This is a genomic window from Clostridia bacterium (assembly GCA_016887505.1).
GTDB lineage: Bacteria > Bacillota > TC1 > TC1 > UBA5767 > UBA5767.
In genome coordinates, this window is sequence record CP069393.1 from 2408902 (window position 1) to 2427512 (window position 18611).

Genomic DNA, 18611 nt, shown 5'->3' on the forward strand with positions numbered 1-18611 from the left:
GATAATATGCAGTGCAAACAAGAGCCGGTCATTTCTCTTATCCATGTTGGCATGGAATATATTGTGCCTAGAGAAAAAATTGACAGTCTGAAAGAATACCTTATACATAGAGTGCATGGCAAAGTAGAGAAAAAGAGATTTTTAGCCCTAGACGACATCACCTTGTGTATTGAACGGGGAGAGAAGATTGGGATTATTGGCCCCAATGGTGCAGGGAAGAGCACACTGCTTAAGATAATCTCTGGTGTAATGAAACCCACCTCCGGTAGGGTTCAAGTGAAGGGCCGGATTGCCCCCCTTCTCGAACTGGGGGCTGGATTTGAAAATGAGTTCACAGGAGCAGAAAATATTTATCTAAATGCTGCCATACTGGGCAAGAAGAAGGCCTATATCGACCAAGTCTATGACCAAATTGTGGCATATTCGGAGTTAGAGGATTTTATCCATATTCCCGTCAAGAATTATTCATCGGGCATGCGAGCCAAGCTTGGTTTTGCCATTGCGAGTAAGGTTGACCCGGAGATATTGATATTAGATGAGGTCCTAGGGGTGGGGGACATTCGTTTCAAGAAAAAAAGTTACGATACCATGAAACAATTAATGACCGACCAGAAGACGGTTATCCTTTGTACCCACAATCTAGATAGCGTAAAGGAACTCACATCCAGAACCATATGGCTAGATGGTGGCTGTATGGTGAGACAGGGACCGTCAGAAGAAATAACAGAAGCGTATGCTGAGGCGATGCAAAAACGAAGAAAAGGAAGACAAAATGATAAACGATTTATCAAGGCGAGATAGACAGTTTATGGAAGAACCCAAAATATCTGTTTTGGTACCGGTCTACAACACTGAGAAACTAGTCCCACGTTGTTTAGATAGTATTCTAAGGCAGACCTATAAGAACCTCGAGGTCATTGTGGTTAGCGATTGTTCCCCCGGCAATATTACTGAAATCATACAACCCTACCTGGAAGCGGATCCTCGGGTTCGCTTTATTGAACATGAGAAAAACCAGGGGGTATTTGCAGCAAGAATGACGGCCTTTCACCAAGCAAAAGGAGACTATATCGCCTGCGTAGATAGCGATGACTATCTGGGGGTCGACTTCTACCGGCGCTTGATGCGAAAGGCCCAGCAAACGGGTGCCGATATGGTTTGTGGGAATCTAGTGGTTGTGGATGAAATCAACAAGAGAAAATCCATCAGTTTTTTGAACCGGCCGACGGGAGAAAGCCTCAGGGGAAGCCAGATTATGGAGGCCTTTATGGAAAAATCCAGATATGCTTTCCACTGGGTGGTTTTATGGAATAAGTTGTACCGTAGGGAATTATGGGACAAGGCCAAAGAAAACCTCCATATCGACAGACATTTTTTAAACTATGAAGATGTATTCCACACCATGCTCTTGCATTACTATGCCAAGCACTATGAAAGCATTGACTATGAGGGCTATTTTTACATCAAGAATGTCTATTCCACGACCAGCATTGCCGGGGATAAGAACAAGTTTATCAAGCTTATCGACGATCTGGTATTTTCCTTTTCTTTGATGGAAAACTTTCTAAAAAAGGTCGGCCTATATGAACAGTATGGTGCACATTTGACTTTTTGGAAGGAACGGGAAGTATATAGCTATGACCAAAAAATCAAGGGAACCCTATTATCACCCAATGTAAAGAAAAAGCTGAGCAGCTACTTAAAAGATTCTTTTTCGATGACGAGTCTTAAACCGGCTGAAGTCACAGATAACTATTTCTATCTTTATGAGCGCGATTGGTCGAGTCGGCTAGAAGACTTGCTAGAATCCATCGCCTTCTCGAACAGAGAACTGTTGGTCATCCGGGCTTCACAATGCCTGGTGGGCAATCTATGCGTCCAAGATGACCTTCTCCTTCTTTGCCTGGGGACAGAACTTGAAGACACCGATTTCCCCACCATGAGGGCGTGGGCAGGACGGGTAATTCAAGCAGAAGGTTTAGGCCATGCTTCTGAAAAAGTAAGGCCGTTGGACCGAGTATATGATTTGTTGGAGGCGAGCGGCAAATATTCAGACACAAGTCTGCAAGACATGAAACAAAAAGAAATAGCAAGCTTTGCCAAGAGGGTGTATTTGCACCAGGAATTATTGGATTGCATGCAAGTCCATCTGTCTAAAAACCAAGGTGTAATCATCGTAAACGATACCTTGCATGAGGGCTCCCTTGTTGAAGAAGCACTAGCGAAGAACTGGGAAAAAGAGAAGTTTGACCCAGCACGGATGAAAGTACTTGACCTAGAAGCCTTGGGTAGCCTAGAGCCAAATCAGGTATTGGAAATTGTAGCGGAAGAAGAAGCGAAAGGAGCAGGCTTACAAGAAGGAAAGCTATTTTATCCTAAGCGCCACAAACATATGACGGAAGCGATGGCGTATTTGGGATGCCTAAGCAAGAGCCATAGCGAGTGGCAATCCCGGGACTGCGCGAATCATTATGAACTCCTACTTAGACTCTTAGGCAGTTTACTCCAAAAACGCTATTACAGTACCTTGCTGAACGAAAGCTGTCTAGATTCAGACTTTTTACTAAAACCAGTCCTCTACGGCTATTACCCAGTCGGTTTCTACCTGGTGGGGGCCTGCCTGTGGTTACACAAGAGGATTGTGCACCATGGTATCCAAAAACTGGTGGTGGATGCGAACTTGTTTGATTCCATCAGTTTGGTGTATAAAACCATCTTTGGCGAAAGTCCCACTTGTGAATTGCTTTGTTCAGACCGTAGTCGACTAGATATGTTGCGAGCCGTATGCAAAAAGCCGGACCTTCGCCTTCCGCTGTATGTAGATCTTCGGCAGCTTTCTTGGAAACGACTCTTGGATATCTTCGACCTACCAGACGAAGTAAGAAAGAAAATAGAGCAAACGATTTCAATAAGCGATGAACTCTTTCATGACGAGAAAGAATATTACGACTTGCTTCCAAATATAAGGGCTGCATGCGAGGACCTGTCCTACCATGAAACGATGCGGAAGGAAGAAATATTTAGTGGAGAAAAAACAGCCTATTTAAGCTATGGGCACCTTCCCTTGGAAAAAGACTATTTTAGAGAGTTTTTTCCGGAAGTACAACAATTCGTATTGCATGCAAAAAACCATAGTGAAACGGTAGAATATTTTGAAGACCGAAACGTCATTTGGTCATCGAGTATCGAAGAATTCTTTTTGAATCCGAGCCTTGCTAGGCTTGCCACAGACCAAGGTGCCAGTCTAAGAGAAATCAATACAGCGGTCATAAACAAGTATTTGGTGACGGAAATGAGAAGGGGCTTGCTGCAATTAGCCCAAGACTTCAAGCTAGTCTATGGGGAATATGCAACCTGTCTAGGTGATCGGGCCTATGGGGTGGACCGGGGTTTGCAGCGCTTACTCTTTTCTGATGTGGAGATGGATAAGCGCTTATTCAAACATATGGAAACCAAAGTAGATGGAGAAAGGGTTTCCATATTCCAGATCTGGAAACGTTCCCTAGCGGAACAGGAGTATATGCATAACGGTACTAGTAAAAACGTGGAATCGAGCATGGAGGTAGGGGTTGAACCAGAGTTCCTATATGGCCGCAGAACGCTATCTAAGGCCCTCTTCTATCTTCTATATAATCGTGGGGAATTCAAGCGCCGCTTTAAGGTAAAGTTTGCGTCTCATCCCCAATTTGTGCAGTTTTGTAGAAAATCCTACGGAATATTGAGAAAGATCAAACATAAGGCATAGTGAGGAAAATATGAGAAAGCTATTAATCCATATTGGCACCATGAAAACAGGAACGAGCTCAATACAGGACTGTTTACACTCATCGGCTGCTGCGCTACGAAAAAAGGATATCTACTATTATCCGCAGATGCATCACAACAATCATAGTTTTTCCCCCTTGTTCAAGGAAAATCCTGCGTATTCATATGACTGGAAAAAGAACTATGGCTCTACGGATGTGGGCTGGCAAGTGCAACAACTCAAAAAGAAATGGGCTAGCTTGTGGAAAACCATGGAGCAGGGAACAGCCATCGTGTCGAGTGAAACTATGTCCTTTTATAGCTATGAAGATGTAGAAAGACTACGTTCCTTTGTAGGCCCCCTATTCGACCAGGTAACGGTGATTGTTTATTTTAGAGATCCTGGGAAATATATTCCCAGCATGTTGCAACAGGACATTAAGAATGGATATACTCCGTCGGATCTATCCTTTCTGGAGTATTACCGGGGCAGAAAAATTGACATACGATACAGGGAACTGCTCTTACGTTGGACGGCGAGTTTCGGTAGCGAACACGTCATAGTTCGTCCTTTCCAAAAGAAGTCGTTTTACGGTGGGGCTTTGGAAAGGGATTTCTTTTATCATGGTTGTGGAGTGGAAATTGAGCCGGAAGTAATCGGGTCAAACCGGAAGAATGAATCATTGAATCTTGAATCTGCCTTGTTTTTGTATGAACTGAATCGAAAGTATCCCACCATCAAGTCAGGACTGTTGAATGAAGAACGGGGGCTGGCGGGTAAGCCACTGCCAGCCAAGGTGTTTGCTGCCTTTCCGGGAAGAAAAATTGATATTCCCTTGCACTACGACCTACAGACTCGAAAAAATATGCAAGCCCAGGTGCGCTATGTCAATCAATTTTTACCAGCAGAAGAAAGAATTGAATGCACTTTGCCGGAGGAGAAGGTAGAAGGTCAAGCTGACGCGGGGAGCCTGGATTTGCCGGCTTCTATTCTGGATACGGACTATTATGTAGAAATTATTAATGCCTACAACAAGTTGCTTGAAGATAAGAATAAAAAGATTATGGAACTTGAAAACAGCCTGGAGGCGCCCAGGCGAAAAGCGGCTAAAAAATGGGATGTTGCAAAGGAATGGGGAAAAATAAAAAGATGGCCGGCAAGAGGTCTTAGCTGGATCCAATATCTACTTTTTAGAAATAGGGTAGATTTTGATGAAGAACTGTATAAGAACACCTATGGGGATATTGACTATTCGAGGATGCCTGCGATAAAGCATTTTTTTCTCTATGGGGCTGCTGAGGGACGCATACCTAGAAAAAGTATGAAACAAAAGGAAGGGGGCCTTCTTAACCCCCTAGTTCGAGAGAGGTTAATGCAACGTATCGGCAAACAAAAGGAATACTGCATTCGCGTTAAATGGACAGACTGTTTGGCGGGAGACTACCGCCTAGATGCGCTTGGTTTCCACAAGGGTTCGGTAACCTTGGTGCTGCCTTCTTTTTCCACCTATGTGTTTTGGACTCTTCAAAGCAGGGTGCTGGAGGATGAAACAGTAGATAAGATGAAAAAGGAGTATGTGCAGTTTGTGCAAACGGCGAAACGCCTAGTAGACGATACGGGGAGTGGGAAACTCATTACAGAACAATGTTTTAGTGGGTGCAGCACGGAAAATCCCATACAAGATTCAGTCCGGGTTGCCGCTCTACTGCAATATTGTCTTTCTAAGTGGTCGGATGGGGATACGGATATTTTTGGTCTTGCTGAGAATGTCTTGGAGGATTTGCGAGATACCTTGTATTCAAACAAGCTGATGGACAATATACAATTAGAAGCAGCCTTTAACCAAGCGGAACGCCAGATCCTGCAGGATGCGTTTGCTGGTGCATTTCAGATAAAGGAGCAATATCTGGAGGAAGCCGTATTTGTGGAATGGATGAATTGTCATAATAAGGCGCTGGAAATGGTTGGGGTGAACGATGAAGAAAAGTAAGAAGCTAATATTGCATATTGGGATGAACAAAGCAGGTTCATCTTCAATCCAATCTTTTCTAGCAAACAACGCAGCCCATTTGGAAAAAAACAATATTCACTACCCGGTCTCACTCCACCCTCAAAATAAAAGCATCTTTGCGACAATCCGGGCAGCGTGCACCAAACCAATCCAAAAGAAAATCTTGAATTATGCTGTAATGGAAGATTACTGGCATGGATTATGGATAAAAGAGTTCACCTCGAAAGAGGAAAATACCATCATCTCCTCGGAACAATTGCTTTTCTTTAGCCAAGAGGAGATTCGCCGTTTGAAGACCATGCTTGGTCAATACTTTGAGCAAATCACGGTAATCTGTTATGTGCGCGATTTCGATTCCTTTGTTAATAGCTCCATTCAACAGCGCATCAAGAATGGTAGCGATAGCATCATTAAACAGATGAATACCCTAATCGACAACTGTGATTACCGAAGGATTCTGAATTGGATGGAGATTTGTCCGGACTATGATTTTTGCCTTAGGCCCTTTCGCTGTGACGCTTTCTATAAGAAGGATTTGATTCAAGATTTTTTTCATAGCATAAAGTTGGATGTTTCTGGACTGGAAGAACGAATTGCCCCACACGACAATCCGTCGCTAGGCTTATATGCAGTTTTGTTTTTAGAAAAATACAATAAGAAGTATCCACTTATGAAAAAGAACAAACTAAATATGGAAAGAGGACTATGCCATGGTCGGATTCCCTTGCAAGTAATGGCTAGTGTGAAGGATCTACCCTTCCGGCTGGATATTGGGTATAGTCAAGAACAGGTGGATGAAATCAATGGGTATATTCAGCGAATAAACCGTTATCTATCCCCTAATGATCAGCTAAAGTTACTGCATCCGAAAGAAGGAAGAATTGCTGAACAATTGACTACTAGGATACCGAAATCATTTTATCTTGAAGTATTTACTGCATACAAGGCGTATCTAGAGAAAGAAGCGGACAGGAGCTAAACCATGGATAGAAAAACACAAGACCTGATGGATTGTATGACTGGTGCTGCCAAGAAGGCGGCAAGGGCGATTATGGATGTTTACCAGACAGATTTTCATGTAGACATGAAAGAAGATAATTCTCCACTGACCTTAGCGGATAGACGAGCAAATGACATTATTGTATCCGTTCTAGAAAAAGCCTATCCGGAGTATGCGATTCTTTCGGAAGAGGGAAGGGACAATCCGGCAAGGCTTTTAAAGGAGTACTGCTTTGTGGTGGACCCACTAGATGGTACCAAGGAATTTGTAAAAAGAAACGGACAATTCACTGTGAATATTGCCTTATGTCGACGGGGCTATCCCATAGCGGGCTTGATTTATGTGCCTGTAACAAAAGAACTATACTATGCTAGCGAATGCAATGGGGCCGTCTACAAGAATATGGGAACCGGCATAACAGAAAATATCCAAGTAAGCGAGCGCAAAACAAGCATTAGGGTGGTTTGCAGCCGGTCTCATGTCAGTGAAGAAGAGCAGAAATTATATCTTGAACATAAGGCGGAGATTCAGGAGATTAAACCGGTTGGCAGTTCCCTAAAGGGTTGTTTGGTGGCGAGGGGTCATGCGGACGTATATTACCGGTATGGATTTACCTCAGAGTGGGACACGGCGGCCATGCAGTGTATCGTGGAGGAAGCTGGAGGAATCTTTCGCCAAATGGATGGCAGCATCATGCACTACAATAGAGAAGATAGTTTGAATCGTAAAGGATTTTATATCGTCAACCGGAAAGAAAACATATGGTTGTAGGAGGAAATATGACACATTTGGATCAGTTGGAAGCGGAAGCCATTTATATTATGAGAGAGGTGGCGGCGGAGTGCGAAAAACCGGTGATGCTTTATTCTGTGGGCAAGGATAGCTCGGTTATGCTGCATTTGGCTTTAAAGGCTTTTTATCCGGAGAAACCACCCTTTCCGTTTATGCATATCGATACGACTTGGAAGTTTAGGGAAATGATTGAATTTCGCGATCGCAAGGCCAAAGAATTGGGCATTGAGATGCTGGTATACACCAATCAAGAGGGCGTAGATAAAAATATCAACCCCTTTGACCATGGTGCAGCTTACACCGATATTATGAAGACCGAGGCTTTGAAGGCAGGGCTTAACAAGTATGGCTTTACAGCCGCGTTTGGTGGTGGACGGCGAGATGAGGAAAAATCCAGGGCCAAGGAACGCATATTTTCGTTTCGCAATTCAGCGCATGCTTGGGACCCGAAAAATCAAAGACCAGAAATGTGGAAACTATACAACACTAGAATCAACAAGGGAGAATCGATTCGCGTATTCCCCATTTCCAACTGGACAGAAAAAGATATTTGGCAATATATACGCCAAGAAAATATTGAGATAGTACCCTTGTATTTTGCCAAGGAAAGGCCAGTGATACACCGTGACGGCAATATCATTATGGTCGATGATGAGCGCATGCGTATTTTGGCGCACGAAGAAGTAGTCGTAGAGAAGGTTCGGTTCCGGACCCTGGGCTGCTATCCCTTAACCGGTGGCTATGAATCGAATGCAGATACCCTGGATAAGATTATCGAGGAAACCCTGATGGCCCTAACCTCAGAGCGGACCAGCAGGGTTATTGACCAAGAAGCGGCAGCAAGTATGGAGCGGCGCAAACGGGAGGGGTATTTCTAGGATGGAACTGTTGAAATTTATAACTTGTGGTAGCGTGGATGATGGTAAGTCTACCTTGATTGGTCATATGCTCTACGATGCAAAACTGATTTTTACCGACCAGGAAAAAGCCCTGGAATTGGAAAGCCGTGTAGGAAGTAGAGATGGTGCCATTGACTATTCTCTTTTGCTCGATGGGCTGATGGCTGAACGGGAACAGGGAATCACCATTGACGTTGCCTACCGATTCTTCTCCACGGATAAGAGATCCTTCATTGTGGCAGACTGCCCTGGGCATGAGCAGTATACCAGGAATATGGCCGTAGGTGCATCCTTTGCTGACCTAGCAGTTCTTTTAGTTGATGCAACGCAGGGAATTCAGCTGCAAACCAAACGCCATGCCAGAATTTGTGCCTTGATGGGCATTAGGCATATCTTGCTTGCAGTCAACAAGATGGATTTGATTCATTATGACAAAAATCGTTTTGAAGAAATCAAAAGGGAGTTTCAATCTTTTGCAGCCGTCTTTGACCTCGAGTCGTTACAGGTGATTCCTGTTTCTGCTACGGCAGGAGACAATGTGACTAATGTATCCAAAAACATGCCATGGTACGACAAATTGCCTCTCTTGCAAATACTAGAATCGATTGACGTCACCAAAAAAGAGCAAGAAAAAAGCTTTATCATGCCTGTGCAAAGAGTGTCCAGACCCAATCAACAATTCCGCGGCTTTCAAGGACAGATAGAATCAGGAACCATCCGGGTTGGAGATGAAGTCCTAAGTTTGCCCAGCCAGGAAAGGGCAAGGGTTAAGGACCTATACTTGGCGAATAAATGTGTTGATGAAGCTGGGCTGGGGCAGCCTGTGACCATACAGTTAGACAAAGAGGTGGATGTTTCTCGGGGTTGTGTGCTTGCAAGTGATACCAAGGTACAACTGGCGGACCTTTTTGAGGCAAACTTGCTCTGGATGGATGATCATGAACTAGTAGAGGGAAGAAGTTATTTGATTAAATGTGGAACCAAGCTTCTTCCTGCCACCATATTTGAGATTAAATATAGGATTGATGTCCATACGGGAAAACAATTGCGGGTGGAACACCTAATCAAAAACGAAATCGGTGTTTGCACCATAGCCTTATCTGAAAATATGGTATTTGAGGAATTTCGGCACAACCAGACCCTAGGCTCCTTTATCTTGATGGACCGGGTGAGCAATATGACCTCAGCTTGTGGCACCATAAACCATTCAATGAGGCGTTCAACTAATGTTTTTTGGGAAAAGACCACCGTTACGCCAGAAGTTCGAGCTAGGCAAAAAAATCAACAAGCGGGAACCATTTGGCTGACAGGATTATCCGGCTCCGGCAAATCCACCATCGCCAATGCCCTAGAAAGCAAGTTGATGCAGGCTGGAAAACATACCATGATTTTAGATGGGGATAATATTCGGCATGGCCTAAACCGGAATCTGGGATTTACGGAAGAGGACCGTATTGAAAACATTCGGAGGGTAGCTGAAGTAGCTAGGCTGATGAATGAAGCAGGACTCCTGGTTATGGTGGCCCTTATTTCACCCTACCGGGAAGACCGAGAGCAGGCAAGAACCATCGTTGGCAAGAACTTTTTGGAAGTCTATGTGGACACACCGATGGAAGTATGTGAAAAAAGGGATGTCAAGGGCTTATATCTAAAGGCTAGAAAGGGGGAAATCCCCAATTTTACTGGTATTAGCAGCCCCTACGAGGAGCCACTAAACCCGGATGTGCGCGTGGATACTAGTAGGATGGAACTATCTGATATAGTCAAACAAATCGAACAGACCTTGCTAGCGCGAAGGGAGTGGACGCATTGCCACAAGGAAGAGAAGATAGAATCCTGATGGAATGTCACGAATATTTGTTCTAAGGGATAAAAAGTTGGTATACTTACAATTATCTAAAACAATCAGGGGCAATGCTGGCTAGAAACGATCCCCTAGGATGGGGCAGGATAAGGAGAGACAAGATGCAACTCCAAGGCGATTCCAATACAATTTTAATTACAGGGGTAGCCGGTTTCATCGGATACCATATGGCGAAACGACTGTTGGATAGCGGCCATACAGTAGTGGGAATAGACAATATGAACTCCTACTACGATGTCTCCCTAAAGGAGGCGAGACTGGCTATTCTAGCCAATAAGGATGCTTTCCAATTCTATGAGCAGGATTTGAATGAAAAAGAAAAGTTAGAATCCCTATTTTCGAGTGCTCAGCCACAAGTCGTCATTCACTTGGCGGCACAAGCTGGGGTGAGATACTCCTTGGAACAACCCTTTCAATATGTAACAAGCAATGTGGAGGGCTTTTTAAGTATCCTAGAAGCTTGTCGGCGTCATCCGGTAAAGCATCTACTATATGCTTCATCCAGCTCCGTGTATGGGGATGAAAAAAAACTGCCTTTCCGAGAAGATATGAAGGTGGACCAACCGGTCAGTCTCTATGCTGCAACGAAAAAGGCAGATGAGCTGATGGCCTATACCTATAGTCATTTGTATGGTATTCCAGCGACGGGACTCCGCTTTTTTACGGTTTATGGGCCTTGGGGAAGACCCGATATGGCCTACTATAGATTTGCTGAGAAAATCATGGCGGGTGAAGGCATTGATGTCTACAACTATGGCAAGATGCGACGCGACTTTACCTATGTGGACGACATTACGCAAGCCATGGAGAAGTTGCTGGAAAAACCACCCCAAAAGGTTGGGAAGGCGCCTCATGAGATATACAATATCGGCAACGCACATCCGGAAGAATTGCTAGAGTTTATCGAGATCTTGGAAAATAAGCTTGGCAAGAAGGCCCAAAAGAACTTACTTCCCATGCAGTCAGGGGATGTTGAAACAACCTATGCAGACACTGGCAAACTAGAAAAAGCAATAGGATATAGACCGACGACCGGGCTGGAGGAAGGTTTAGATTGTTTTGTGAACTGGTTTAAAGGCTATTATGAAAATTGGACCATGAAGGAGGACTAGTATGAAGATTGCCATAGCAGGTATGGGGTATGTAGGCATGTCTAATGGGGTTTTGCTATCCCAGAATCATGAGGTAGTAGCGCTAGATATCGATGCTCGTAAGGTAAAACAGGTAAACGACAGAATCCTTCCCTTCCAAGATGATCTGATGGATGAATTTTTTCAGACGAAACCCTTGAATCTGAAAGCTACCTTGTGTGCGAGCGAAGCCTTTCATGGTGCTGACTATATCATCATTGCGACCCCCACCAATTATGATCCAGATTTGAATCACTTTGATACTAGTAGCATTGAATCGGTGATTAAAGAGGTAATGGCCATTAATCCAGAAGCCGTGATGGTCATCAAATCTACTGTGCCAGTAGGATATACGGAGCGAATTCGAAAAGAGTTCAATACAAGGCAGATTATTTTCTCACCAGAGTTTTTACGAGAGGGGAAGGCACTCTACGATAATCTATATCCGTCTAGGATTATCGTTGGCGAGAGAAGTGAGCGGGCTAGCATCTTTGCAGAGCTTCTGCAAGAGGGAGCCATAAAAGAGAAAATTCCTGTTTTGTTTACGGAATCGACAGAAGCAGAAGCCGTAAAGCTATTTTCCAACACCTTTTTAGCCATGCGTGTAGCCTTTTTTAATGAGCTAGATACCTTTGCAGAAATTAGGGGTCTGAATACAGCTCAAATTATTGATGGCGTCGGATTAGATCCACGAATTGGAAATCATTATAATAATCCCTCCTTTGGGTATGGTGGCTACTGTCTACCGAAGGATTCAAAACAATTATTGGCCAACTACCAAGACGTACCGAACAACATGATTCGGGCAATTGTGGATGCCAATCGAACGAGAAAAGACCATATTGCAGACCGGATTGTGGCTTGTAATCCCCAATTGGTCGGCATATATCGTCTCACCATGAAGATGAATTCCGACAACTTCCGTCATTCCTCAATCCAAGGCATCATGAAGCGAATCAAGGCCAAAGGCATTGAGGTTTTGGTCTATGAGCCGGACTATCCTGGTGAGAAATTCTTTCAGTCTAGGGTGACCAAGGATCTAGAGGAATTTAAAAACAGGGTAGACCTCGTTGTTGCCAACCGGATGTCGGATGACTTAAGAGATATTGCAGAAAAAGTATATACGCGAGACCTCTATGCAAGAGACTAAAAGCAACTAGGCAGGAAAAATCTGGAACTGCTTTGGTATCAGTGGAATAAGAATGGCGGATGGTGAAGACAATGAAGAATTATTTTGCAAGTAAAACATATGGCATCCTGCAGGGAATTTTGTCGATGATAATTATTTATTATTCCTACCATTTGGCCTTAAGCCTTTTTAATTACCGGCATGGCCATGTCTACCTATTTTCTGATATTGCCGTGTTAATGCCCTTTCTGCTGCTTGGTATGATGGTTCTGTTTGATGTATTCGGGCTGCATGAAGCGGGCTCAATGGATGGCATCCAGGTGTTTTTATCCCTACTGCTGTCAGGCATGATTGGAAATGCTGGTCTAGTCGTTATTGCGGTCGGTTTTAACGTATTTGTCCTGCCGGCTAAACTGTTTATTTATGCCTATATTATCCAGCTGGTCTTACTCTTTCCACTCCTGCTGGTTCGCGACCATATGTATACAAAGCGGGTCCCGGCTCTTCGCATCCTTGTGATTGGTGCCAAAGGAGAATTAGAAGCTATTAAAAGACAGCTGGAAAGTAAGTCCTATGACCGTTGCCACGTTGTAGCTCGTGTTGAATCGGTTAGCCAAATTACAGATGATGTCTTGCTACAGACCGATGCTCTTTATATGGCTAGTATCTGCGCAGACAAGGAAAGACAGCGCTTAGTTGCTTTTGCACTAATGAATGACTTGCCTGTCTTGTATGAACCGGATATTTTGCAGATTGGTTACCGCAACGCGAAGGTGGTTCGTTTCGATGATACCCTGCTTTTTAGAATGGACAATCGGTCGATGTCACTAGAAGAACGATTCTTTAAGCGCACCATGGATTTGGTAGTTGCCTTCCTTATGCTGGTGGTCTTTTCTCCCCTCATGCTGCTAGCAGCAATTGCAATCAAGGTGGAGGACAGAGGACCAGCCATGTTTCGTCAGAAACGGGTAAAAAAAGAGGAAAAAGAGTATGAGCTATATAAGTTCCGAACCATGTTTGTGAATGCGGAAAAAATGTCAGGCCCAGTCCTTGCGACGAGTGATGATCCCCGTATTACCAAAGTAGGAAGTTTCCTTAGAACAACACGCATCGATGAGTTGCCTCAACTGATCAACGTCTTGCGTGGTGAGATGAGTCTAGTTGGTCCTAGACCGGAACGGCCATTTTTTGTAGACCAATATAAGGAAACCATACCCAACTACTGTGACCGCTTCCGGGTAAAGCCGGGCATAACGGGTCTTGCGCAAGTAGATGGGAAATATAGTACGGACGTCAAGGATAAGCTGAAATTCGATTTGCTCTATATTTTGAACTATAGCATGTTATTGGATATCCGAATCCTTTTACAGACGGTTCGTACGGTCCTGCAGCCTGGTTCTGCAGAAGGGATAAAGAAACGGTATGATGGTCCGAGTCCCAAACGACGCTCGCAAAATGACTGACAAAAAATCAGAATACATAAGCAAGGGGTTTCCATATGTCCTTTAATTCAATGGCCTTTATATTGTTCTATCTCGTGGTACTTCTGCTGTACTTTGTAGTGCCCGGACAACGATTTAGATGGATGCTACTATTGGCATCCAGCTATTTCTTTTATATGTGGTGGAATCCAGCTTACATTGTGCTCATTCTTTTTTCCACTCTAGTCGATTATACGGTTGGCTTGATGATGGAAAAATCTGAGAATCAAAAAGTTCGTAAAGTTTTTCTAAGTATGAGCCTGCTTGCCAATTTGGGTTTACTGTTTTTTTTCAAATATTTCAGCTATACCTATGGATTGGCTAGTCGCCTAATAACTGGCAATGGGATGGATGTGGGATTCCACTTTCTATTGCCGATGGGCATCTCTTTTTATACCTTCCAGACCTTGAGCTATTCAATCGATGTGTACCGGAAAAAGATTAAAGCAGAGCATCATTTTGGCTACTTTGCCTTGTATGTTTCTTTTTTTCCGCAACTAGTAGCAGGCCCGATTGAACGTTTTGACCATTTGATGCCTCAACTAAAAAACAAGAATACCTTTCAATTTGATAGATTACACGATGGACTATTGATGATGGGGATTGGATTCTTTAAAAAGATTGTGGTTGCCGACCGAGCAGCTGTATATGTAAATTCAGTATTTTCCCAACTAGACACCATCACGGATGGGTGGGAGTTGATTCTTGGGCTGGTATTCTTTATTTTTCAAGTATATGGTGATTTTTCTGGATACTCGGACATTGCAATCGGGGCATCAAAAATAATGGGCATAGATTTAATGACCAATTTCAGACAACCATTTTTTGCAGAAGGCATTCGGGATTTTTGGAATCGTTGGCATATCTCACTCGGAAGCTGGCTTAAGGATTATGTTTACATCCCCTTGGGTGGAAACCGCATCAGCCATGCTAGAACACATTTCAATATTTTCGTCATCTTTGCCGTTAGCGGTATATGGCATGGAGCCAATTTGACCTATTGGCTTTGGGGTATGTTACATGGTATCCTTCACTACCTTGACTATCTATGGTATCGTTTCAGTATTCAGCATAAGACCTTAAACAGATGGTGTACGACTTGCCCTGCATATCGCTATGTGAGAATCACTAGTACGTTTGTTCTTGTAACCTTGTCGATGGTTCTATTCCGCTCACAAAGCCTGCACCAAGCCTGGCAATATTTCCGAAAACTGTTCTTGCTTTCAGGAAATCGGCTAGTATCGAGTGGTGCACTATCGGATCGCTTTTTCAGCTATGGTTTGGACCGTGTGGAGATGAGTGTTCTGCTGATTTCGATGATGGTAGTCTTGATTTACGATTGGCAACTAGAACAGCATAAGGGACTGAGTGGCTTGAAGAATCGTTTGCTACAAGAGCCTTTGATGCTACGGTGGTCCCTGTATTTTGTTTTAATCTTTTCCATTGTATTATTCGGATTTTATGGTGAGATGAATGTTCAAGAATTCATTTATTTCCAGTTTTAACGGGAGAAAATATGCAGAAGATTCGACTACTCGTTAAGAGTATTGCCTTCATCGTTCTATTTCTATTTATTTTGACTTTGTCTAATCAGTATTTGGCCTACCACATGCCCTTATTAAGAACGAGAATCGACCGGATTTATGAAGAAGAAACAGTGGCAGATGTAGTTCTTATTGGAGGCTCCCATGCTCTTCATTCTTTCAATCCTGAAAGCATGGAAAATGTATTGGGTGTAGATACCATGATGGTCGTATCTCCAGGGCAGAATCTAAAGATTACCTATATGCTATTAGAAGAGATCTATAAGGAGCGAGGGGCGAAATTGGTGGTGCTTGAAACATTTTCCCTTATTCATCCAATGCATAACGTAATCGATAACCCGAAAGATGGCAGGTTCTGGAAATACCGAGATGTTTTGAATGAAATCCCATTTTCTATCAATAAAGTGAATACAGCTATCCAACTAGTGGAGCCCCAATATGTACTAAATCTACTAGTTCCTGTTGTGAATAGCCATAACAATTGGAAAGATTGGGAACAGCTAAAAAGCAATTTGCAGTATGTGTATGATCCGGATGATTTTGGATTCATATTGAAATTGACCAATACATTGCAGGCAGAGGATGCCGATTTATATGCGCATTCTGACTACGAATATTTGTTTGATTATTCAGAGGAAAATGCCTACTGGTTGGAAAAAATTTGTGAATTGGTTAAAGCCAACGATTCAGAACTATTCACCATCATGGCTCCCATTTATACACCGTTCTTGGAGCATAGCAATTATACAGAACAAACTGAGCGGCTAGAAGAAGATTTACAGGAATTGGGTGTCTTTTTTCTGGATATGAACCGAGAAACAGAACTTGGCAGGGAATCACTTACCTTTAAAGGAGAAAAAGCTTTTAAGGATGGTGTGGTGAGCTACAACCAGCATTTGAGTTATATAGGAAATTACCAGGCCACCCAGTTTTTGATGTCCTATATCGCAGATAGGTTGGGGATTGCGGAATACGATTGGACAAACAACCAATATGATTTGGAAAGTTTTTTAGATGGAATCGAAATGGATGGAAAGATTGTGATGGCAAGTTATTGTAATGTCAATATGGTACCACCATTGGAGAAGGCACTGGAGTCTTTGGCGGATTCTGATCTAGGATTAGAACCAGCTTGGTTTACAAATTATGGGACTGGTTTCGTCTACAAGGATTTTCGACAATCTGAGCCGGTCCTGAAATCCTTCTTTACGAACCAAGAGTTGATACTTGACTTTGATGAACAAGAAGAGGCGAATCTACCATTTTCTTTATCTGTCCGAAAGCTTGAGGGTGACTGTATTGAGACCATCCTGGATGGTGCGGTGTTTGCTGCCAACAGGGACGGACTGATGATTCTCATCTACGACCCTCAAAAAGGGCAGATCTGTAAACGAGCCTTTTTTGAAATATCTAAATCCATATATCGACAAATTTGGTAACAAGTGGAATCATGTTAAAAGATACTCTTACTAGAGAAAATAATCCAAGTTACAGGTGGTAAAGACATTGAGAACTAGATATGCGGCTAGAAACAGCTTTTTGGGAATGATTGCCATTTCCGTAACCACAATACTCGCTTTTTTTGCTCGCTCTACAGTAGCAAGCGTATTGGGTCAAGAGGCGATTGGTTTAATTGCTCTTTTTTCAGATTTGTATATTGTACTTGGCTATTTTAAATTTGGGATATTTCCCTCTTTTTTAACATCCCTGTATGCGCCAGCTCGTCAGGGGGATGCACCTGTCGTCTTGGCGATGTATGGACTATTTCGAAAAGTATATTTCAGATTAGGTTGGGTCTTTATCGGCGTATCTATTCTTCTTACTCTGATTCTTAGCTCATTTTATTCTTACCAAGTGGGGCTGTACTTTTTCCTGATTGCCTTTAACTATGCACTCGCATTCTTTTTTTCGTATCCTGTCTTGTTTGCCATGGTGAGTCAGGAATTTTTCTTTCTCACAAATCTATATGTCATGAGTCAAGGCGTGATGGCCTTGCTTAGGATAATTTTTCTACCCATATTCCCCAGCTTCTATACCTATATAGCAGCTCATTTCGTATCGACCTTGATGTACTTTGTTTCGGTACATCTTTTGGTCAATCGTCTGGGCTTGATTCCGGCCGGAAAGGTTGGGCAGGTAGCATCCGATGAAAAAAAGAAAATAGTCCAGCGAATGGTCGGCCATTCTTTTCACAATGTGGAAAGTGTACTGCAAAATGGGTTGAATAATATTTATGTAGCGGTATTCGGAGGCCTAGCACAAACGGCTGCATTTGGAAGTTATGGTATGATTATTCTGACACTGACCCATTTTAGCGATATGATAGTGCAGAATATGACAGCCAGTGTAGGAAATTTGCTTACAGAAAATGATGGAATACGCAATCTAGCGGTCTACCGGGCGATGCTCTTTCTCTATAGCGCTGTGGGGACGGCCGTGGCACTTGGATTTTTAAATGTTTCAGATTTGTTTATGCAGTTTTGGCTGGGAAAAACCTATGTTTTGGAGTCTGGGGTGCGCTATGGCTTTGCAGCCCTATTCTTATTACAGATCATGATTCAGCCTGCTGAAATATTTAAAAAGGTTAGTGGTCTAATGTTTACAGACCGCTATGTACCCATACTAAGTGGCGCATTGAATGTCCTGCTCTGTCTAGCCCTTGGATATTTTTTTGGACCGGTGGGGATCTTATCCGCCAATCTTCTAAGCCTACTAGCCATTTCTTTTTGGCAAAAGCCATATATGGTATATAGGCATGTCCTTCATACACGGTTTCGGTCCTACTTTGTTCAAGTATTGCCCTATCTTACCGTGTCTATTTTAGCCGGTTTGACAAGTATATTCATTTGTCGTGTGGTAGTCATACAAGGGATATTTGGGGCCATGCTGTTTAATGGAATCGTGTCTATTTTGGTGGCAATCCTATTTTTTATGATTTTTTTCTTTTCTAGTGCTCCTTGTCAATATATATTGGTAAGTATGAAACATGTTTGGAAAAAGAAATCTTGAGGAGGTT

The 18611-nt window shown here is 43.1% G+C and carries 13 protein-coding genes; all 13 read left to right on the plus strand.

Features of this window, described 5'->3' with window-relative positions:
- Nucleotides 1-6 precede the first annotated feature (6 nt).
- The 13 genes from JR334_11425 to JR334_11485 all read left to right on the plus strand — a co-directional run bounded on the left by JR334_11425 (nucleotide 7) and on the right by JR334_11485 (nucleotide 18604).
- Complete coding sequence (locus tag JR334_11425; protein QRN85541.1) at nucleotides 7-801, plus strand: ABC transporter ATP-binding protein; 795 nt, start codon at nucleotides 7-9, stop codon at nucleotides 799-801.
- Nucleotides 773-3745, plus strand: a complete 2973-nt coding sequence (locus JR334_11430) for a glycosyltransferase family 2 protein (GenBank protein QRN85542.1) — start codon at nucleotides 773-775, stop codon at nucleotides 3743-3745. The genes JR334_11425 and JR334_11430 overlap by 29 nt, the downstream gene beginning before the upstream one ends.
- A 10-nt stretch (nucleotides 3746-3755) precedes the next feature.
- Nucleotides 3756-5735: a hypothetical protein gene (locus JR334_11435; GenBank protein ID QRN85543.1), complete on the plus strand. Its 1980-nt coding sequence runs from the start codon at nucleotides 3756-3758 to the stop codon at nucleotides 5733-5735.
- Complete coding sequence (locus JR334_11440; GenBank protein ID QRN85544.1) at nucleotides 5722-6735, plus strand: hypothetical protein; 1014 nt, start codon at nucleotides 5722-5724, stop codon at nucleotides 6733-6735. Before JR334_11435 ends, JR334_11440 begins: the two co-directional genes overlap by 14 nt.
- Before the next feature lie 27 nt (nucleotides 6736-6762).
- Complete coding sequence (cysQ, locus tag JR334_11445) at nucleotides 6763-7527, plus strand: 3'(2'),5'-bisphosphate nucleotidase CysQ (GenBank protein QRN86926.1); 765 nt, start codon at nucleotides 6763-6765, stop codon at nucleotides 7525-7527.
- Nucleotides 7518-8426: a sulfate adenylyltransferase subunit CysD gene (cysD, locus tag JR334_11450; GenBank protein QRN85545.1), complete on the plus strand. Its 909-nt coding sequence runs from the start codon at nucleotides 7518-7520 to the stop codon at nucleotides 8424-8426. The genes cysQ and cysD overlap by 10 nt, the downstream gene beginning before the upstream one ends.
- 1 nt (nucleotide 8427) lies before the next feature.
- Nucleotides 8428-10287, plus strand: coding sequence for an adenylyl-sulfate kinase (gene cysC, locus JR334_11455; GenBank protein QRN85546.1), 1860 nt, complete (start codon nucleotides 8428-8430; stop codon nucleotides 10285-10287).
- Nucleotides 10288-10412: 125 nt separating this feature from the next.
- Nucleotides 10413-11423 (plus strand): GDP-mannose 4,6-dehydratase, encoded by a 1011-nt coding sequence (locus JR334_11460; GenBank protein ID QRN85547.1) that lies wholly within the window; start codon nucleotides 10413-10415, stop codon nucleotides 11421-11423.
- 1 nt (nucleotide 11424) lies between these two features.
- A complete protein-coding gene (locus tag JR334_11465; GenBank protein QRN85548.1) occupies nucleotides 11425-12591 on the plus strand; it encodes a nucleotide sugar dehydrogenase in 1167 nt (388 codons plus the stop codon).
- A 71-nt stretch (nucleotides 12592-12662) separates the two neighbouring features.
- On the plus strand, nucleotides 12663-14033 hold the full coding sequence (locus JR334_11470; protein ID QRN85549.1) for a sugar transferase: 1371 nt from the start codon (nucleotides 12663-12665) through the stop codon (nucleotides 14031-14033).
- A 35-nt stretch (nucleotides 14034-14068) separates the two neighbouring features.
- Nucleotides 14069-15556 (plus strand): MBOAT family protein, encoded by a 1488-nt coding sequence (locus tag JR334_11475; GenBank protein QRN85550.1) that lies wholly within the window; start codon nucleotides 14069-14071, stop codon nucleotides 15554-15556.
- Nucleotides 15557-15567: 11 nt separating this feature from the next.
- Nucleotides 15568-17034: a hypothetical protein gene (locus tag JR334_11480; protein ID QRN85551.1), complete on the plus strand. Its 1467-nt coding sequence runs from the start codon at nucleotides 15568-15570 to the stop codon at nucleotides 17032-17034.
- A gap of 67 nt (nucleotides 17035-17101) precedes the next feature.
- Nucleotides 17102-18604 (plus strand): hypothetical protein, encoded by a 1503-nt coding sequence (locus tag JR334_11485; GenBank protein QRN85552.1) that lies wholly within the window; start codon nucleotides 17102-17104, stop codon nucleotides 18602-18604.
- The last annotated feature ends 7 nt before the right edge of the window (nucleotides 18605-18611 follow it).

Bases quoted from the DNA above. Each gene is read 5' to 3' on its own strand.
- JR334_11430 (QRN85542.1), top strand. From the start codon at position 773: ATGATAAACGATTTATCAAGGCGAGATAGACAGTTTATGGAAGAACCC.
- cysD (QRN85545.1), top strand. From the start codon at position 7,518: ATGGTTGTAGGAGGAAATATGACACATTTGGATCAGTTGGAAGCGGAA.
- JR334_11470 (QRN85549.1), top strand. From the start codon at position 12,663: ATGAAGAATTATTTTGCAAGTAAAACATATGGCATCCTGCAGGGAATT.
- JR334_11440 (QRN85544.1), top strand. From the start codon at position 5,722: ATGAAGAAAAGTAAGAAGCTAATATTGCATATTGGGATGAACAAAGCA.
- JR334_11465 (QRN85548.1), top strand. From the start codon at position 11,425: ATGAAGATTGCCATAGCAGGTATGGGGTATGTAGGCATGTCTAATGGG.
- JR334_11475 (QRN85550.1), top strand. From the start codon at position 14,069: ATGTCCTTTAATTCAATGGCCTTTATATTGTTCTATCTCGTGGTACTT.
- JR334_11425 (QRN85541.1), top strand. From the start codon at position 7: ATGCAGTGCAAACAAGAGCCGGTCATTTCTCTTATCCATGTTGGCATG.
- cysC (QRN85546.1), top strand. From the start codon at position 8,428: ATGGAACTGTTGAAATTTATAACTTGTGGTAGCGTGGATGATGGTAAG.
- cysQ (QRN86926.1), top strand. From the start codon at position 6,763: ATGGATTGTATGACTGGTGCTGCCAAGAAGGCGGCAAGGGCGATTATG.
- JR334_11480 (QRN85551.1), top strand. From the start codon at position 15,568: ATGCAGAAGATTCGACTACTCGTTAAGAGTATTGCCTTCATCGTTCTA.
- JR334_11460 (QRN85547.1), top strand. From the start codon at position 10,413: ATGCAACTCCAAGGCGATTCCAATACAATTTTAATTACAGGGGTAGCC.
- JR334_11435 (QRN85543.1), top strand. From the start codon at position 3,756: ATGAGAAAGCTATTAATCCATATTGGCACCATGAAAACAGGAACGAGC.